Below are 17,916 nucleotides of genomic sequence, written 5' to 3'. Positions count from 1 at the left end.
TCGCAGGTGGCCCTGTCCGCGGATGGAAGGCCCGGAATATCAGCCGTTCACAGCCGTTAAGGCGGTGCGGACAGCGTTCTCAAGGCGGTGCTGAACGTCGCTCTCAAGGCGGTGCCGGGCGTCCCGGGAACGGCACATCCGACGGCGGTAAGGGTTGCGGGGGCGCCGGAGCGGCACCTACTCACGTAGGGGCTACTTCTTCAGCAGGGCTACTTCTTCGGCAGGGCTAGGGCTAGCTCGTCCCGCCGGCGCACGCCGAGCTTGACGTAGCTGCGGTACAGATGCCCTTCCACAGTCCTCACCGACACCATCAGCTGCTGGGCGATCTCGCGGTCAGACAGTCCCTGGACTGCCAGCTCCACGATGTCCCGCTCACGGCGGGTCAGGTGGACGCTGGGGACGGAGGCGACGAACGGGCTTTCGCGGAACCGTTCGCCAAGCTCCTGGTCACATTTCTCGCGGTGAGCCACGGCCTGCCGGGCACGGCGCCGTTCACCCGCCCCGTCGAGGATCGCGCCCGCCCGGGCGTAGCCCTCCCGGGCCAGGTTGACCAGCCCCGCTTCTTCCAGGGCGGCGGCGGTTTCCATGAGTAGGTCGGCGTCCTCGGTGGCCCAGGCCTGGGCGAGCTGGTGCCACCCTGCCGCCCACCGGCCCTCCACGGCGTCGGCAAGGGCAGCGATTTCGGCAATCACTGTGCGGTCGCCGAGATCGGAACAAAGAATGAGGCATTCCATCCTGATGCCCGGCTGCACGGCAACAGGCTCAGACGCCGCCAACTCGCGCAGCTTGGCAAGGCCGCTGCCCTTGCGGTCCAAGTATTCGGCCGCCGCGGCGGCATACCCTTCAGCGAGAAGTTCGGATCCAGGGCCGGTGGCATGCCGTGCTGCAATCAGATCCTGTTCGAGGCGCTGGGCCTGCGCGCCGTCCCCCAGCCGCGCGGCCGCATAGAAGGCGAGCGCCGAGCCGAACCGGAACTGCTGGAGCGGATCGTTGATGCGGAGGGCTTCAACTGCGGGCAGAAGAACCTGGTAGGCACGTTCCAGCTGTCCCTGGCGGAGGAAACCCAGACCGCGTAGCATCTGGATTCCGCCGCCAAACGTGGCGGCCCCAGCATTCCCCTCCGCTGGGTGGCTGGACAGCTCGTGTTCCGCCGATTCCCAGTTGCCGGCCGCGAGGGAGGCCGAAACAAGGCGCGTCAGGACAAACTCGTTGAAGAAGTAGAGGCCGCCCTGGAGTGCCGGCAGAGCCGGGGCTGCGGCCAGGGCGGCGGAATGCGCCTGATGGGCCAGCCCTGCCGACACGAGGACCTGTGCGAGCAGTGCATGAGCCACGGCATGAGTGGCTTCGTTCACGATGGACGCACGGGCCTCGCCCCGGGACCTCACCGGTCCCGGCCCTCCGGATCCGGTCGCTGCCTCTCCAGCGGGAAGGTGCTGGGCATGGGAGGACAGGGTCTCCCCCTCACCATCATGGGCCCTGCGCTCCCGCAGGGCCGAAATCACCGTCCCGATCCCCTCGTGATCACCGGCTTCGGCCATTTCCAGCAAGTGGTGGATTTTGTCCTGCCAGGAAGCCGCGGCGTCGTGCCCGGCGTCTGTCAGCTGGTGGCGTGACTCGGCGCGGAGCATCTCGGCTGATTTTCCGAGCGCCAGATGCGCCGACGCCCTGAGCATGAGGATGTGCGGGGCTTCCGGGTCCGAGGCCAGCTCCAGCCAGCAGCTGTCCAGGAGAGTCGCAGCCTCGCGGTACTTCCCTTCGTTGAAGAGTGCCCTCGCGGAGATCGACTCGGCGTGTGCCTGCAGCTCAGGCGCCCGGACATGTCCGGCCATGAGCCTCGCGCCGGAGTTGTTGAACATTGTCACCGCAAGCAAGGCGGCGTCCAGCAGGTCGGGGTCGGGCACTTCCAAGCCGCATTCCAGCGACCACTCGACCATCCGCAACCTGCCTTCGGCCCCGGCCGTCTGCGCGTCGAGGTAGTCGTTCAGCTTCTGCCGCAGCTGCAGGCTTCGGGACACCGACACTTGATGCCTCATGGATTCCCCCAGGATGGGGTGCCAGATCCGCAATTGACTGTGCCTGCCGCTGGACTCGCTGACCAACTGGTGGTCCAGGAGCGACCGGACCACCGCGCCCCCGCACACGTCCTCGATGAGGCCGCGGCCTACTGGTTCAGCCAAAGCGATGAGCCGCAGCGCGTCCTGTTCCTCCGGCGTTCTGCGAAGGAGGTCTTTAACAACCACATCAGAAAGTCTGGGGCCGTCAGCGGGCAGGGGCCCCAGAAGCAGCCAGATACCGTTCCGCTTGGCAAGGAGGCCCGCTTCGACGGCGTCCCCCAGCAGGCAGTTCAGGAGCATGGGGTTGCCGCCCGAAGCAGACCAAAGCGACTGCACTGTGTTGGCAGGGACCGTCCCGTGGAGGGCGTGCTCCACGACTTCCGTCACCTGGTCACCATTGAGCGGACGGAGGTCGATCCGTTCAGCCTGTCCGTCATACCACAGCTGATTCAGCGCCTGCGGGAGTCCGGGCCGTGGACGTCCCGCTGCCAGCACGCTGGCCCATCCAGCTGACATCATGTCCACCACCATGTTCGCGGTGGCTTCATCGAGGTGGTGGGCGTCATCAACAACGAGGAGCAAGGGCACGTCCTTGCCCGCCTTGAGCTCCTGAAAGTATTTCCACACGGCCCTGAGCACTGCCACCGGTGAATCTGCTTCTTCTGGCGGCAGGTCGGCAGTGAAGGGGGCGAGCACCCCGTAGGGGACCTTGGCGAGTGAAGAGCTGCCATGGATCCGGAGGATGGTCAATTCGGAGGCCATCTTCTCGCTGACAGCGTCCGTCAGGGACGACTTCCCTAGCCCGGGCCCGGCCATGAGGAACACAGCCTGGTTTGCACGGCTGCGGATTGTGCTGCAGACGTGGTCTATTACCTCACGCCGCCCGGTAAGCTGCCGGTGGTCACTTTCCGGTTCCGGCTTCTGGGTGCGGCCGTTAGACGAGTCCAGGCAGATCACCCCTGGAAGTAACGCCGAGCTTCGTGAAGACCTGGTAAAGGTGGCCTTCCACGGTCCGGACGGAGACACCCATTTCCAGGGCGATGTCCTTGTTGGACACACCACGCCCGGCCAGACGGGAGATCTGGCGTTCCCGTGCTGTCAGAAGCGGGCTGCCGCTGCTGGGAACGATCGGCAGGCTGGGAACAGTCGCCGTGAGGCTATCCAGCCTCGCCTGGGCGACCCGGGCAGACGCGGAATCCCCGGCATGCCTTGCAAAGTCCACCGCAAGGGCAACGCATCGTGCCTCCACTGCATCAAGTTCGAGCTCTGCTGCGAGGTGTGCCCCCTCCAAAAGCACCTTTGCATCCTTGGTACGGCTGCCCACGGCCACCAGGCGGGAAATCTCGGCCAGCTTTCCCTGCCGGTGGCCGGCGACCTCCTCCATCAAGCGGAAGTCGGCATCGGTTCCGTTGACGGTGGCACCAAGCAGGCTGATCCCGGCCAGCGTGTACCGCCCTGCAGCGATGTCGCGGCGGGCTGCATCCAGCAGCCGCTTCGTGGCGTCGGTGTCTCCCAGCCACCGCCCTGCCATGTCGGCGCAGAAGTCCGTAATGACCCTGGTACGGAAACTACAGTGCCCGCGTGCGCCGTGCAGCTTGTCGAGATATTTGTGGGCCTGGCCGGCGTTGCCGATTTGTGCATAGGCGAACGCTGTGGCGGCATAGGCGGCCTGGAGCATGTTCACGACCGGGCGGAGCTCCAGCTGAGCGACGGCGGATAGCAGCGAATCGAGGGCCACGGCGCCGCGGCCCGAGTAGACATACGCGATTCCGGTGGCCAGCTCCATCGCCGACGTCCGGTGGGCCAGGCGGCGTTCTTCGTGCCCCTTGGGCGGGCCGACGAGATCCAGGCACCGCCGCCACTGCCCTGCCTGGAGCAGCACGGAGAAGGCCGTCATGGAGAACATTTCGCGCAGCCCGGTCATGGGGCCAGCATCCGACAGCTGGCCGCCGACCCTCCGCATCAGCTGGAGGGCATCCATTTCCCTGCCGGTTGAGGACAGTGCGTGCATCAGGATCAGGGCGGCCTGGATGCGGAACCCGGTGTCCTTGTTGATCGCCGGATCGGCTGCTTCCTCCAGGGCCGGAATCATCGTTATGTAGTCGCCGATGAAGGACCGGTATTCAAACTCTGCCAGCGTAACGACGTTGGCAGCCGCGCCCAGGGCATCAGGCCAACTGGCCGCCATGCCGGGCTCCACGCCCAAACGCTGCCGGGCGCTGGCGATCTCCGCCGGCACTTTGTCGCACTGCTCCGGCAGCCACATCATGACTCTGCTCTTCGCGGCCACGAGGCTGGCGAAGTCCTCGGCGCGGAGCTCGTCCAGCTGCGGCTGCGAGATGTCGTCGAGGGCATCCATGGCCTGCAATGGCAGGTCCAGCAGCAGGTAGGCAGCGGCCTTGTGGTGTTGTGCCGCTACCCACTCCGCATCGGTTCTTTTGATTCCCTCAAGGCAGCTGAGGGCGAAGCGTGGATCAAACAGCTGCACAGCTGCTTCGGCCGCGGCCACTGCCATGGGCGGGCTCAGTTCGGCCTGGCATTCACGCGTCCACGAGGCAAATTCGATGCGCTCTTCCAGGGTCAGTTGCGAAATTTCCGGTTCCCTGTCGCCCAGCAGCTGGCTCCTGAGCTCCCGCCGCCGGGAGATGCTCAACCAGGACCGGACAACATCCCCGAGGTACTGCTCCCGCAGGGAAACCCAGCGGGATTCGGTGGCCCCCACCTTCAGCAGTCCGGCGTCTTCCATATCCGCCACGATGTCGGTGCCGTACAAGTCGGTCAGCCGCGAAAGGGGCACCCTGCGTGCGCAGGAGAGCATCTCCATGACCTCGCGGCTTTCCGGAGATTCCCGGGACCAGCGGGAGCGGACAATATCGTCAAGGCCCGTTGCACCGTCGAGGACCACCTTGTCCCGGAGGGTCCACACAGAATCTGACAGGACGAGGTTTCCGGACTGCTGCTGCTCCGTGACGAGTGCCTTGAGCAGCAACGGGTTACCGCCAACGATGGCATGGAACGTGCTGACCAGTGAGGCGGACACCCGGTGGCCCAGCAGGGTCAGCAGCACTTGCCTGGTCTGCAGTTCATTAAGGTTTTCCAGCCGCACCTCAGTGAGGCGGCGGTCCGTGAGCAGCCAATGGAAGTCTGCCGGGAGGTCGCTGGTGCCAGGGGCAATCGCAATGATCCGCGCGGTGCGCGTGAGCATGATGTTCAGGAGCACGCCGGCGCTCATGTCATCGATCATGCCCGTGGTGTCCAGGGTGATGATGCATTCCCTGCCGGCGGCGTCGCTCTTGATAAGGGACGTGATGCCTTGGAGGATGGCGGTCGGAGATCCCATCGCCGCCTGCGGCAACCGCGCCAGGAGGAAGGCCAGGCACCCATACGAGGTCCGCGAGCCGCTCAGCGGACTGCGGAGCTGGAGGGCCCAGACATCAGGGCCGAGTTCTGCCACAGCGGTGCGGGCGAGCGAGGATTTTCCCACGCCGCGTGGCCCGGTGATAACGACACCAAGCGAATCGGGATCCGTCAGGGCATTGCGGATAGCCTCCAGGTCTGCGCTGCGCGCCGGGACTGACCATCGTTGAAGGTCCGTTCCGCCGGCAGCTGACGCTGGCCCCGCCAGCACGCCCGCCGTAGACCCACGTCCCCAGCTCAGTGGCTCATTTGACATGAACTTTTCCTTACATCCCGCTTTGCAGGATCAAGGCCCCATCGCCTCCCCCGCTTAGGAGACAGACTACCCCGTCACCCCCGCCATAAAACAGGGCATTCCATTCACATTTCATCGCGTTCCATAAATGGCATACGGATTATCAATTCTCAGGATTTAGAGCAGCGCCACGCCGAGGAAATTCCAGTTATTTCCGACGAGGCAAGAGTAGGGACCCGTCACACCCTGGCCGGATGGAACCGCTGCTGGGCCGCGGTAAGGCCATCACGGATCAGCAGCTCCACCGCGTCGGCGGCGTCGTCGAGCAGGAAGGGCAGTTCCTTCTTCTCGGCCGGAGCGAAGTCATGGAGAACATAATCTGCGGTGTCCATTCGACCGGGCGGCCTGCCGACCCCCACCCGGACACGAAGATAGTCCTTGGTGGCGAGAGCTTTGGAGATGTCCCGAAGACCGTTATGGCCGCCTTCACCGCCGCCGATCTTCAGCTTCACCGTATTAAAGGGAATGTCGATCTCGTCATGGACGGCCACAATGCGGGATGGTTCAACATCATAGAACCTGGAGAGTGCGGAGACCGGACCGCCCGAGACGTTCATGTAGGTGGCAGGTTTAGCCAGTACGAGGCGGGGGCCCCCGATTTCCAGCCGGCCCTCGAGGATCTGGGCCCGGGATTTGTGGGCCTTGAAGTTTCCACCGATTCGCGCGGCGAGTTCATCGAGGACCATCTGGCCGACGTTGTGCCGGTTGCGGCTGTACTCGGAGCCGGGGTTTCCAAGTCCTACGATCAGCCAGGTGTCAGTCATGGATCAATCCTATTAGCGGGGACGGCAGTGGCCGGGCCCAAAAGGACCCGGCCACTGCTGTACTGCGGTAAGCCGGCGCGGAAGAGGAGCCGTTATTACTCGGCAGCAGCCTCGGATGCCTGGGCGGTGGCTTCCTCGGAAGCCTCTTCCGCGGAGACCTCGGTGGCCTCGGAGATGTTGACGACGAGGGCGTCGGCGTCAGCCAGCAGGACGGAGCCCTGGGGCAGCACGAGGTCGGAAGCGTGGATGTGCTGGCCGGCGGAACGGCCTTCGATGTCGACCTCGATGGCGGTCGGCAGGTGCGTTGCCTCGGCTTCGAGGGAGATGACGGTCATTTCCTGGTTGTAGGCGTTGCCCGGGGCCAGCTCGCCGACGAGGTGAACGGGGACGTCCACGGTGACCTTCTCGCCCTGGCGGACGGTCAGGAGGTCGATGTGCTCGATGATCTGCTTGATCGGGTCGCGCTGGATGTCCTTGACGAGGGCAAGGTGGCCGTCACCGTTGATGTCGAGGGACAGCAGGGCGTTGGCGGTGCGCACGGCCAGGGTGGTGGCCTTGGCCGGAAGCGTGATGTGGATGGGCTCTGCGCCGTGGCCGTAGATGACGGCGGGGATCTGGCCGGCCATGCGGGCACGGCGGGCAAAGCCCTTGCCGAATTCGGTGCGTACTTCTGCTGCGAGCTTCTGCTCAGACATGTGTATCTCCTGGTGGCTTTTCGGTGTTCAGCAAGGGCGGAGGTCTGGAGCGACCTTCAACGCCGGGCGGCCCGGAGGCGGCCCTTCCAGAAGGGAGGTTCAGACCCAGTCGATAACGGAGACCAGCGGTCCGGTTGCCCGTGCATACGGTTTTCCGGTGCTCTCCCTCGCCAAGGTATCGGGAAAATCTTACCAGCGCCGGGTCCCATTCCTGAAAACGGGGCGTGAGAGGACTCAGGGGCCAGCGATTAAGCTTGCCTACCCCCAGGCTTGGCAAGCTCAATCAGCGGTGGTCAGGCGTTGCCGTCGAACAGGCTGGTGACCGAACCGTCGTCGAACACTTCGCGGATGGCGCGGGCAATCAGCGGTGCGATGGAGAGCACCGTGAGCTCGGGGAAGCGCTTGGCGGCCGGGATGGGCAGCGTGTCAGTGACCACGACTTCACGGGCGCCCGACTCGGAAAGCCGGCGGGCTGCCGGATCGGAGAAGACTGCGTGCGTCGCGGCGATGATGACGTCCTTGGCGCCGGCGTTCTTGAGCACCTGGACCGCACCGGATATCGTGCCGCCGGTATCGATCATGTCATCGATAAGGACACAGGTGCGTCCGTCGATCTGGCCCACCACGGTCTTGGAGACGGCCTGGTTGGGAACAGTGAGGTCGCGGCTCTTGTGCACGAAGGCGAGCGGGGCGCCGCCGAGGCGCTCAGCCCACTGTTCGGCCACGCGGACGCGGCCGGTATCCGGCGACACAACGGTGATGTTGTCCGCCGCTACGCGTGTGCGGATGTAGTCGGCAAGCAGCGGAATGGCCATGAGGTGGTCAACCGGGCCGTCGAAGAAGCCCTGGATCTGCGAGGTGTGCAGGTCGACGCTCATGATGCGGTCGGCGCCCGCAGTCTTGTAAAGGTCTGCGACAAGACGTGCCGAGATCGGCTCGCGGCCGCGGCCTTTCTTGTCCTGGCGCGAATACGGATAGAACGGCGAAACCACAGTAATCCGCTTGGCGGAGGCCCGCTTCAGCGAATCGATCATGATCAGCTGTTCCATCAGGTGGTTGTTCAGGGGTGCCGGATGGGCCTGGATGACGAAGGCGTCTGTTCCGCGGACGCTCTCACCTGCACGGACATAGATCTCACCGTTCGCGAAATCGTAGGCATCCACGGGCAGCAGCTCCGTGCCTAGCTCCTTGGCGATTTCCCGGGCAAGCTCCGGGTGCGCACGCCCTGCGGCGAGCACCAGCTTCTTTTCGCCGCGAGCCGTAATTTCGGTCATGGTTGCTTGCCCTCTTCTGTAGATGCCGGGGAACTTGGGGTGTCAGTGCGGGCTTCGCCGGCTGCCGCAGCCAATGCCGCCGACACCGAACCCGGACGGTTGGCGATGACCCACCCCTCCGAGTTGCGCTGCGTGGTCATGGACAGCGCCAGGGCCCCTGCGGGAACGTCCTTGCGGATCACGGCCCCGGCGCCGCTGTAGGCACCGTCCCCCACCGTGACAGGAGCGACGAAAACTGTATTGGAGCCGGTGCGGACGCCAGAGCCGATCACCGTGCGGTGCTTCTTCTCGCCGTCGTAATTGGCGGTGATGTTGCCGCAGCCGATGTTGGTGTCCTCGCCGATTTCGGCGTCCCCGGCGTAGCCGAGGTGGGACAGCTTGGATCCGCGGCCGATGGTCACGTTCTTGGTTTCGTAGAAGGCGCCGATCTTGCCGGTCTCCCCAAGGACGGTGCCGGGGCGGAGGTACGTGAACGGGCCGACTGTGGCACCTGCGCCGATGTCCGCTCCGGAACCGTGGGTGCGGGTCACCTTGGCCCCCTCGCCGATGCGCACATCAGTCAGGGTCGAATCAGGACCGACGACGGCGTCCCTCGCCACGGCGGTGGTGCCGTGCAGTTGCGTGTTGGGCAGGATCCGGACGTCTTCGTCCAGGGTGACGGTGGAGTCGATCCACGTCGTGGCAGGATCCACCACGGTGACACCGGCGCGCATCCATCCTTCCACGATGCGACGGTTGTGCTCTGCGCCCAGGGCAGCGAGCTGCACCCGGTCGTTGGCGCCTTCGACCTGCCAGCGGTCTTCCGTGACGACGGCCGCTACCCGGCCGCCAGCCTCGCGGGCCAGTCCGAGGACGTCGGTCAGGTACTTCTCTCCCTGTGAGTTGTCGGTGGTGACATGCTGGAGGGCGTCCCGGAGCACTGCTGCGTCAAAAGCGTAGATTCCGGAGTTGATTTCCCGGATTTCGCGCTCCGCATGGGAGGCATCCTTGTGCTCGCGGATGCCGGTCACCGTTCCGTCTGCTCCGCGGAGGATGCGGCCGTAACCGGTGGCGTCATCGAGCAGTGCGGTCAGGACCGTGACAGCGTTGCCCTCGGACTCGTGGGCGGAAACAAGTTCTGCCAGCATCTCGCCCGTCAGCAGCGGTACGTCGCCGTAGGTCACCACAACGGTTCCCTCGAGCGGAGCAACGGCATCCAGTGCCTCCAGTGCGACCTCCACAGCCCGTCCGGTGCCGGGAACATCGTCCTGGTCAACAATCAGGGCCTCGGGATCAAGCTCCTTGAGGTGGGCAGCGACGCGGTCACGCTCGTGACGGACCACAAGGGCCACGCGCTGGGGGTCGATGCTGCGCGCTGCCAGCAGAGCGTGCGCCACCATGGAACGGCCACCGATTTCGTGGAGAATCTTGGGAGTACGGGACTTCATCCGGGTACCGGCACCTGCAGCTAGGACGATAACGGCGGCTGGGCCGGACTTCTCGGGGCTCACGTACGGGCTCTCCTTGCTCGGTTTCGCGCTACTAAATGCGGCTCAATGCGCGGCGTTGTCCGGGCCTGAGCCCGGAGCCGACAACAGGCTCATCCTACTGGACACCGCTGCAGCAGTTCCGCCCATAGGATTCGAACCTATACTCCACGGCTCCAAAGGCCGGGGTGCTGCCATTACACCAGAGCGGACCGCGCCCCGGCTCGAAGCCAAGGCACGAGAACCAATTCTGCCACGAACGTCGAGGCTCATGCGACCTCGGCCGGTGTGCGCCGCCGGTCCAGCCCCCATCCCCCGCGCCTGCATGCAACGGGCTGCTCCCGGCCACGGCGTCCCCTGTGGCATAGGGCATGATGGGACGGTGAGCAAGAGCACAGGGACAACTAAGGGGACGGGGAACCTCATGGCGACACCGGAACCGGCTCCGGGGCGCATCCCGCGGTCACGCATGACCGGTCCCCAACGCCGTTCGCAGTTAGTTGACGTGGGCCGCGGCCTGTTCGCACTGCGCGGTCTGGACGGCACCACCATCGAGGAGATCGCGGCTGCGGCAGGCGTCTCCAAGCCGGTTATTTATGAGCACTTCGGTTCGAAAGAGGGCCTGTACACCCAAGTGGTGGACGGTGAATTCAGGATCCTGCTCGCCTCCATCAACGACGCCCTGACCGAGGAAGCGAAGCCGCGGGTCCTGGTGGAACGTGCTGCCCTCGCCCTGCTGACATACATCGAGGACCGCACCGACGGCTTCCGCATCCTCATGCGCGATGCTCCCCCGTCCCAGCCGGAAGGTGCCTTCTCCACCCTGCTCTCGCACGTCACTGAGCGCGTGGAACACATCCTGGCCGACGAATTCTCCCGCCGCGGATTCAGCGCCGCCGACGGCGCCATGTACGCGCAAATGCTCGTCGGCATGGTCGCCATGACCGGCCAATGGTGGCAGGACAGCCGCCAACCCGACAAACGCGCCGTAGCCGCCCACCTCGTGAACCTCGCCTGGAACGGACTCACCGGACTAAAGAAGGAACCGGAACTCAAGTCTGAAGGATAGGTTGCCTCCGCGGTGCGGCGGCCCTTCGCCGTCGTGCGTGGTCCCCTCCGAGCGGCGGCCCTGCGCCGTCGTACGTGCTCACCTCCGCGATGCGGCGGCCCTTCGCCGTCGCTTAGACACAGCGCATAGGGGCCCCTACGGTCGCTGAGCGACCTTCGGAGCCCGATGCGCCGCGATGCGCTCCTACGCGAAGGTCTGCCGCCTCGCTATTGCCGACGCTCGGAATGCCTCCTCGTCCACAGCGGTGAGGTGACTTCTCCCCGCCGGAGGCGGTCCTTCGGAAAGGAGCGCATCGCGACGCGTCAGGGCATGGAGGTCGCCCAGCGACCGGAATGTCCATTACGCGGCGTGTCTAAGCGACGCCGAAGGGCCGTCTCAGGCACGCAGGCGAGCACGGGCCCAACGTGGGCCGCTTCCCGATGGCTACTCGCCGAGGACTTCGAGCGCCTCGAGCCATTCGTGCTCGAGGGCTTCGCGGTCTGTGGTCAGGTCCTTGAGCTTCTTGTTGAGGTCCGCCATTGCATCGAAGTCATTGTCGGCCGTGCTCTTGACCATTTGGGCGTGGATCTTTTCTTCCTGCTGGGTGATCTTGCCCAGCTGGCGCTCGATGCGGTTCTTGGCCTTGCGGGCGTCGCGCTTTTCGGCTTCGGAGGCACCGGATGCAGCGGCAGGTGCCGGGCTGGAGGAGGTCACGGGGTTGCCGCCGCCGGTGATCGTCGATCCCGCGAGGGCTGATTCACGCAGTTCGAGGTACTGGTCCACGCCGCCGGGCAGGCCGCGGATCTTGCCGTCGCCCAAGAGTGCCATCTGGTGGTCCGTGACGCGTTCCAGCAGGTAGCGGTCGTGGCTGACCACCACGAGCGTGCCGGGCCAGCCGTCGAGAACGTCTTCAACGGCGGCGAGCGTATCGGTGTCGAGGTCGTTGGTGGGTTCATCCAGCATCAGCACGTTGGGCTCGCCCACCAGCAGGCGCAAGAGCTGGAGGCGGCGCCGCTCACCGCCGGACAGGTCCCGGACCGGCGTCCACTGCTTCTGGTTGGTGAAGCCGAGCTGCTCCACGAGCTGGCCGGCGGTGAACTCCTTACCGCCAACGTTGAAGGAGCGCTTTTCGCGTTCGATGACCTCGATCACGCGGAGGTCGGCCACATCGTCGAGTTCCTTGACCTCCTGGGTCAGCACCGCGGTGACCACTGTCTTGCCGCGCTTGACCTTGCCCGACGTCGGCTGGATCTCGCCGTTAAGGAGCTTGAGGAGCGTGGTCTTCCCTGCTCCGTTGACGCCAACGAGCCCGAGCCGCTCGCCGGGGGCGAGGCGGAGGGTGATGTTGTCGAACAGCTTCTGTCCGGCCTCGCCGCCCACAAAATCGAGTGACACGTTTTCCAGGTCCAGGACATCCTTGCCCAGGCGGGCAGTGGCCATCTTGCTCAGGGCCGTGGAGTCCCGGGGTTCCGGAACATCGGCGATCAGCGCGTTCGCGGCCTCGATCCGGAACTTGGGTTTCGCCGTGCGGGCAGGGGCTCCGCGGCGCAGCCAGGCGAGTTCCTTCTTCACAAGCTGCTGGCGCTTGCTTTCGACCACGGACGCCATACGGTCGCGTTCTGCGCGGGCCAGCACGTAGGCCGCATAACCGCCGTCGAACGGATCAACGATCCCGTCGTGGACCTCCCACGTCTTGGTGCAGACTTCGTCGAGGAACCAGCGGTCGTGGGTGACCACGAGGAAGGCGCCCTGGTTCGCCCGCCAGCGGGTCTTCAGGTGCCGGGAAAGCCAGGCGACGCCTTCGACGTCGAGGTGGTTGGTCGGCTCGTCGAGCATGATGACGTCGTGGTCTTCGATGAGGAGCTTAGCGAGCGCCACGCGGCGCTTCTGGCCGCCGGACAGGGCATGCACGTTGGCGTGCCAGTCGACGTCGGACACCAGTCCGCCCATGACCTCACGGATCTGCGCGTTGGCTGCCCATTCGTAGTCCGCTTTGTCACCGACGATGGCGGCACCCACCGTGAGGTCGCCGTCGAGGACGTCACTTTGGTCCAGGTAGCCGACATTGACGTCCCCGCGTTTGGTGACCCGGCCGGAATCCGGCGTCGAACGGAGCGCAAGCAGACGCATCAGCGTGGACTTGCCGTCACCGTTCCGCCCCACCATGCCGATCCGGTCGCCCTCCTCGAGTCCGAGGGTGACGCCATCGAGAACGGTACGGGTTGCGTACGAGACCGAGAGGTTCTCGCCGCCGAGCAGGTGTGCCACTGGGAACTGCTTTCTTCTGAAAACTGGGGAACGAAGATACGGGAAGTAATGGAAAGGGTATTAAAGGAGGGTATCGGAGATGATGCGGGCGCCGGGAACGGGACCGTGCACGGCGAGCGCCGTCAGGCCTTTACGCTCCAACTCCTCGGCGAGCCTTTCGGCGGCCTCGGGATTGTGCGCCAGCAGCGCAACGGTGGGCCCCGAGCCTGAGACGATCCCGGCGATGGCGCCGCATGATTCACCCAGGCCAAGGGTGTCCCGCAGGCTGGGCGCCAATTCGATGGAAGCCCGCTGGAGGTCGTTGACCAGCACCCGGCTCAGGGCCTCGGGGTCGCCGCCGCGCAGGGCCTGCAGGATCTTCGGGTCCACCGCTGTGGGCTCGTCGGCCTCGACCCCTTCAGCGTCCCGAAGGCGGTCCAGTGTCCGGAACACGTCAGGCGTCGATAGCCCGAACTCGGCAGTGACCAGAACCCAGTCCATCTGGGCCTTGGCCAGTGCCGGGGAGAGGTCGTCCCCCACGCCAAGCCCCACCGCTGTGCCCCCGAGCAGGGCGAAGGGCACATCGGCCCCAAGCTCCGCGGCGAGGTGGGCCAGTTCGTCCCGGGACAGCCCGCTGTTCCACAGCGCGTCGCAGGCCAGCAGCGTGGCAGCCGCATCGGCGGATCCGCCGCCCATGCCTCCGGCCACGGGCACGCGCTTGGTGATTTCAAGATGGACTCCGCTGGAGTGCTCGGACACGTCCGCCATGAGGGCGGCGGCCTTGTAGGCAAGGTTGCGTTCGTCCAGCGGGATGTCGACGCCGTCGAGGTCCAGGGTGCTGTCAGGGCTGATGCTCACAGTGATGCCGTCCGTGGGGGTGCTGGTGGCGGCCACTTCCTCATACAGCGAGACGGCGAGGTACACGCTCGCCACGGAATGGTAGCCATCCTGCCGCAGTGGCCCCACATCCAGGGAGACGTTCACTTTGCCCGGAGCCTTGACCCGGACAGTCCTCGCCGCAAAGCGCCCTCTCACTGCGTCCATGAGTCCAAGCTAGGGCATGGCGGTGCCGGGCTCCAACAAAGACCGGGCCTGCGTGCGTCACTCACGAGCGCTGCTGGCTGCGTTCGGCCCCTGCGGGTCAAGCGTCCGCGGCCGGTCAAGCGTCCTCTGCCGTTGAGGCATCCGCGGCCTGACGGGCTTCGGCAATACGGGCGAAGGCGGCGATGTCAATAACTTCGCCGCGGGCCGTGGGATCCACTCCAGCCGCGACCAGGCAACGCTCCGCCTCAGCTGCACTGCCGGCCCAGCCGGCCAGGGCGGCCCGAAGGGTTTTTCTGCGCTGGGCAAACGCGGCGTCAATCACCGCGAAGACCTGCTCCCTGCTGGCGGAGGTGACCGGAGGTTCGCGGCGGGTAAAGGCCACCAGCCCGGACTGGATCTTGGGCGCGGGCCAGAAGACGTTCATGCCGATTACTCCGGCCTTGCGCATGCTGCTGTACCACGCGGCCTTGACGGAAGGCACTCCGTAAATCTTTGAACCCGGACCGGCGGCAAGACGGTCTGCCACCTCGTCCTGAACCATCACCAGTCCGTGACGGATCGACGGGAAGTACTGCAGGAGGTGAAGGACCACAGGAACAGCCACGTTGTACGGGAGGTTGGCCACGAGGGCCGAGGGCTCCACCGGGAGTTCGGTGACCTTCATGGCGTCGGCTCGCACGAGGTGGAAGTCACGGGCGGCAGCGGGCCGCCACTCCCGGACAGTTTCCGGCAGTTTGGCGGCCAGGACCGGATCTATTTCGACGGCGACGACCGACTTCGCGGCGTCCAGCAGCCCCAGCGTCAGGGAGCCAAGGCCAGGCCCGACTTCCAGGACAGTTTCCTCCGGGCCGATGCCCGCCACGGCCACAATCCTGCGGATGGTGTTGCCGTCGATCACGAAGTTCTGACCCAGGGTCTTGGTGGGACGGACGCCGATTTCCTCGGCCAACCTGCGGATGTCTGAGGCGCCAAACAGATGGGCAGGCGCGGTATCGGAGGCGGAAGGAGTCGGGTCAGTCACCTAGGTATCCTATCCCGGCGCCCGCCAGGTTGGGGTTTGGTAACGACTGCAAGGCAAGGCGGGACGGCGAAGGCCGGGCCCGGAGATTCCGGACCCGGCGGCGGTGGTCAGCAGCCACGGATGGCTTTAGTACCTGCGCGCTTCGCGTCGGGCATGTTAGCTGCTGGCCGCCCAGCCGCAGCCCCACGGCTGCAGGCCGCGCTCGGCATAGACGCGGTTGGCGATATCGATCTGCTGGGCCTTCGTGGCTTGGCTGGCATTGGGGGCATAGGCCCCGCCGCCTGCACCGATCCAGGTCTGAATATCGAACTGCAATCCGCCGTAGTAGCCGTTGCCGCTGTTGATCGACCAGTTGCCGCCCGATTCGCACTGGGCAATCTTGTCCCACATCGCCTCGTTCATCATGGCGGGAGCGGCGGCGCCGGTATTCGCGTCGGCCGGCTTGGGCTTCGCTTTGGTGCCGACCGTGACCTTTTCTGTCACGGGCTCTAGCGTTGCCGTTTTGGAGACAAGGGTCCGGGAGGCTTCGCGGCCATCGACCAGGACGAGCTTGTATTTCTTCGTCACCGTCCCGGGAACGCCCGCCTGGGTGATTTCCTCTTCGCCCTTGAGCAACTCGGCGTTGTTCGTCGTCAGCGTCTGGAAGGGGATTTCTTCGGTGACGGTGGCCGTTTTACTGGTGTCCACCCGGGAAACCTTGATCACCATATTGTTGACGACGTGCGCGTTGGCCGGCTGCGACGTGCGGTCGGCGCCTGCCAGCTTCACGTCTGCATCCTTGAGCACCTCGCCCACCGTCGTCGCAGTGGTCGTGGTCTTCGCAGCCTTGCCGTCGGCGAGGATGCTGACGGTCTTCGGCGTCGAGATGGCCACGAAGGATCCGTCGACAGACAGCTGCGCACTCTTCGGGACCGACAATTCGGAAGCGCTGGCCACTCCGAGCTGGGTGACAAGACCGGCGACGTCAGGGGCAGTGGTATTGACAGTCTTCTCGGCGCCGTCGAGGCTCACCTTCACGGCTTTGGCCAGGTTGACGTTGATCACCGAACCGTTTTCCACGTGCGTGTCCAGCGACGGGGACACGCGGTCGGCGGCCTGAAGGTCCACCTTGGCGCTCTTGACGACTTGGGCCACAGTGCCGCCAAAGGTCTGGACGGAACTCACCTTGCCATCAACGTTCAGGGTGACTGTCTTGTTGTTGCCAACGAAGGCAACCAGTCCGAGCACGAGCGCCGAAAGCACCGCCAGCTGGGCGGCTATCTTGACGAAACTGAACTTGCCGTCCGGGGAAGAGAACTTGACCACGATTGCCCGTATCTTTGGAGCCTTCCGGGCACGGGGAAAAACGCACAGAGCAAGCTACGGCAAGCCACCCAAGGGGTGGCTCCGGACCAGGCCGGAGGTGTGCAACAGGCTTGTGCGCCGCCACACTCACAAGGCAGGACATTCGAGGCGCCCTGCCTAAAAAATGAGTGACATTTTCCGGAGGCCTTCCCCGACCCCGGCTAACAGTTCCTCACTGTAACCGATCCGTTATAAAGCGACCAAAACCATTACATACCGCGTATGCAGCTGCGAGCTCTCGGGCTCGGGCTGCTCAGTCCCAGGATCCGTATGCCCGCAGGGTATTTTCGCTGATTTGGGTGCAGAGCCGGGCGAGATCCGAGTTTGTCAATTCGGCCATGGCCCGCACGGTGTACGGGACCATGTAGCTGGCGTTGGGCCTGCCCCGGTGCGGATGCGGCGTGAGGAACGGGGAATCAGTTTCAACCAGGACAAGGGCCGGGTCAGCAACTGCCAGCGAAGCCCTGAGGCCCTCGGCATTCTTGAAGGTGAGCGCTCCGGCGAACGACATGAACCACCCTTCACGGTTGCAGATCCTGGCCAGGTCCTCACCGCCGGAATAGCAGTGGAACACCACCCGGTCCGGGGTGCCTTCCTCCCGCAGGACCTGTACGACGTCGTCGTGGGCATCCCTGTCATGGATCTGGAGGGTGAGGTCCAATCTTTTGGCGATGTCGATATGCCGGCGGAATGAATAGCGCTGGGGAGCCAGCCCCTCTCCCTCGGTGCGGAAGAAGTCCAGGCCGGTTTCACCGATGGCGCGGATCCGCGGGTGGGCGGCGAGATCCTCTATTTCGCGCAGCGCCGCCTCCAGTTCACCTCGCCGGGCGTACTCGGGGGCGTCGTTGGGGTGGATGGCCACGGCTCCGAGCAGCCGGGAATCCAGGTCAACGGCCCGGACTGTGAACCGGGAGGATTCCAGATCAGTGCCGACCTGGACTGCGCCCCGGACCCCTACCGCCTCAGCGGCGTCGAGTGCCGCACCGACCCCCACCTGGACATCCTTGGTTGGGAAGTCGAGGTGGGTGTGGTTGTCCATCACCGGCACCGGCAGGGGTTCCGGCGCGGGCGGGTAGCCCTGCTTGCCGGATCCGTCGCTTCCGGTCGCTCGATAGGGCTGGGGCGTCAGGGAATTGCACATCCCTCCAGCCTAACGGCGGGGGCCGTCCTCCCGCGGACTGGCCGGTCCCGACGGGCCAGGCTGGACCCGCCGGTGCCCCACCGCCGCGGTCCGTCCAGCAGCGCGC

12 protein-coding genes and 1 tRNA gene are annotated in these 17,916 nt (G+C 65.4%); 1 reads left to right on the top strand and 12 read right to left on the bottom strand.

Features of this window, described 5'->3' with window-relative positions:
- Positions 1 to 209: 209 nt before the first annotated feature.
- The 7 genes from J7E80_RS05615 to J7E80_RS05585 all read right to left on the bottom strand — a co-directional run bounded on the left by J7E80_RS05615 (position 210) and on the right by J7E80_RS05585 (position 10,177).
- A complete protein-coding gene (locus J7E80_RS05615) occupies positions 210 to 2,870 on the bottom strand; it encodes a LuxR C-terminal-related transcriptional regulator (RefSeq protein ID WP_251036489.1) in 2,661 nt (886 codons plus the stop codon).
- Positions 2,871 to 2,988: 118 nt separating this feature from the next.
- Entirely contained in the window at positions 2,989 to 5,727 is a 2,739-nt protein-coding gene (locus J7E80_RS05610) for a LuxR C-terminal-related transcriptional regulator (protein ID WP_215050490.1), read from the bottom strand.
- Positions 5,728 to 5,945: 218 nt separating this feature from the next.
- Positions 5,946 to 6,530, bottom strand: coding sequence for an aminoacyl-tRNA hydrolase (gene pth, locus J7E80_RS05605; protein ID WP_215050489.1), 585 nt, complete (start codon positions 6,528 to 6,530; stop codon positions 5,946 to 5,948).
- Positions 6,531 to 6,625: 95 nt separating this feature from the next.
- Positions 6,626 to 7,225: a 50S ribosomal protein L25/general stress protein Ctc gene (locus tag J7E80_RS05600; protein WP_215050488.1), complete on the bottom strand. Its 600-nt coding sequence runs from the start codon at positions 7,223 to 7,225 to the stop codon at positions 6,626 to 6,628.
- Between the two features lie 293 nt (positions 7,226 to 7,518).
- Positions 7,519 to 8,499, bottom strand: a complete 981-nt coding sequence (locus J7E80_RS05595; protein ID WP_215050487.1) for a ribose-phosphate diphosphokinase — start codon at positions 8,497 to 8,499, stop codon at positions 7,519 to 7,521.
- Positions 8,496 to 9,989: a bifunctional UDP-N-acetylglucosamine diphosphorylase/glucosamine-1-phosphate N-acetyltransferase GlmU gene (gene glmU / locus J7E80_RS05590; protein ID WP_215050486.1), complete on the bottom strand. Its 1,494-nt coding sequence runs from the start codon at positions 9,987 to 9,989 to the stop codon at positions 8,496 to 8,498. The genes J7E80_RS05595 and glmU overlap by 4 nt, the downstream gene beginning before the upstream one ends.
- Positions 9,990 to 10,105: 116 nt before the next feature.
- Positions 10,106 to 10,177: transfer RNA gene (locus tag J7E80_RS05585), tRNA-Gln, on the bottom strand.
- A gap of 212 nt (positions 10,178 to 10,389) precedes the next feature.
- Here J7E80_RS05585 and J7E80_RS05580 point away from each other — a divergent pair.
- The gene (locus J7E80_RS05580; RefSeq protein ID WP_311380772.1) at positions 10,390 to 11,034 is read left to right on the top strand and encodes a TetR/AcrR family transcriptional regulator; all 645 of its coding nucleotides are present in this window, start codon (positions 10,390 to 10,392) and stop codon (positions 11,032 to 11,034) included.
- Positions 11,035 to 11,457: 423 nt separating this feature from the next.
- On the opposite strand, the gene J7E80_RS05575 is transcribed toward J7E80_RS05580, so the two are convergent.
- The 5 genes from J7E80_RS05575 to J7E80_RS05555 form a co-directional block, all read right to left on the bottom strand.
- The gene (locus J7E80_RS05575) at positions 11,458 to 13,281 is read right to left on the bottom strand and encodes an ABC-F family ATP-binding cassette domain-containing protein (RefSeq protein ID WP_215050485.1); all 1,824 of its coding nucleotides are present in this window, start codon (positions 13,279 to 13,281) and stop codon (positions 11,458 to 11,460) included.
- A 60-nt stretch (positions 13,282 to 13,341) separates the two neighbouring features.
- Positions 13,342 to 14,304: a 4-(cytidine 5'-diphospho)-2-C-methyl-D-erythritol kinase gene (locus tag J7E80_RS05570; protein WP_215050484.1), complete on the bottom strand. Its 963-nt coding sequence runs from the start codon at positions 14,302 to 14,304 to the stop codon at positions 13,342 to 13,344.
- Positions 14,305 to 14,419: 115 nt separating this feature from the next.
- Positions 14,420 to 15,325, bottom strand: coding sequence for a 16S rRNA (adenine(1518)-N(6)/adenine(1519)-N(6))-dimethyltransferase RsmA (gene rsmA, locus J7E80_RS05565; RefSeq protein WP_215050483.1), 906 nt, complete (start codon positions 15,323 to 15,325; stop codon positions 14,420 to 14,422).
- Positions 15,326 to 15,481: 156 nt separating this feature from the next.
- Complete coding sequence (locus tag J7E80_RS05560) at positions 15,482 to 16,630, bottom strand: resuscitation-promoting factor (protein WP_215050482.1); 1,149 nt, start codon at positions 16,628 to 16,630, stop codon at positions 15,482 to 15,484.
- Between the two features lie 292 nt (positions 16,631 to 16,922).
- Positions 16,923 to 17,810 (bottom strand): TatD family hydrolase, encoded by an 888-nt coding sequence (locus J7E80_RS05555; RefSeq protein ID WP_215050481.1) that lies wholly within the window; start codon positions 17,808 to 17,810, stop codon positions 16,923 to 16,925.
- Positions 17,811 to 17,916 lie beyond the last annotated feature (106 nt).

The sequence above is a fragment of the Arthrobacter sp. ISL-28 genome, from assembly GCF_018613875.1.
In the GTDB taxonomy this organism is placed as follows: domain Bacteria; phylum Actinomycetota; class Actinomycetes; order Actinomycetales; family Micrococcaceae; genus Arthrobacter.
Note: the sequence above shows the minus strand (reverse complement) of the source record. Positions and strands in the feature narration are given on the sequence as shown.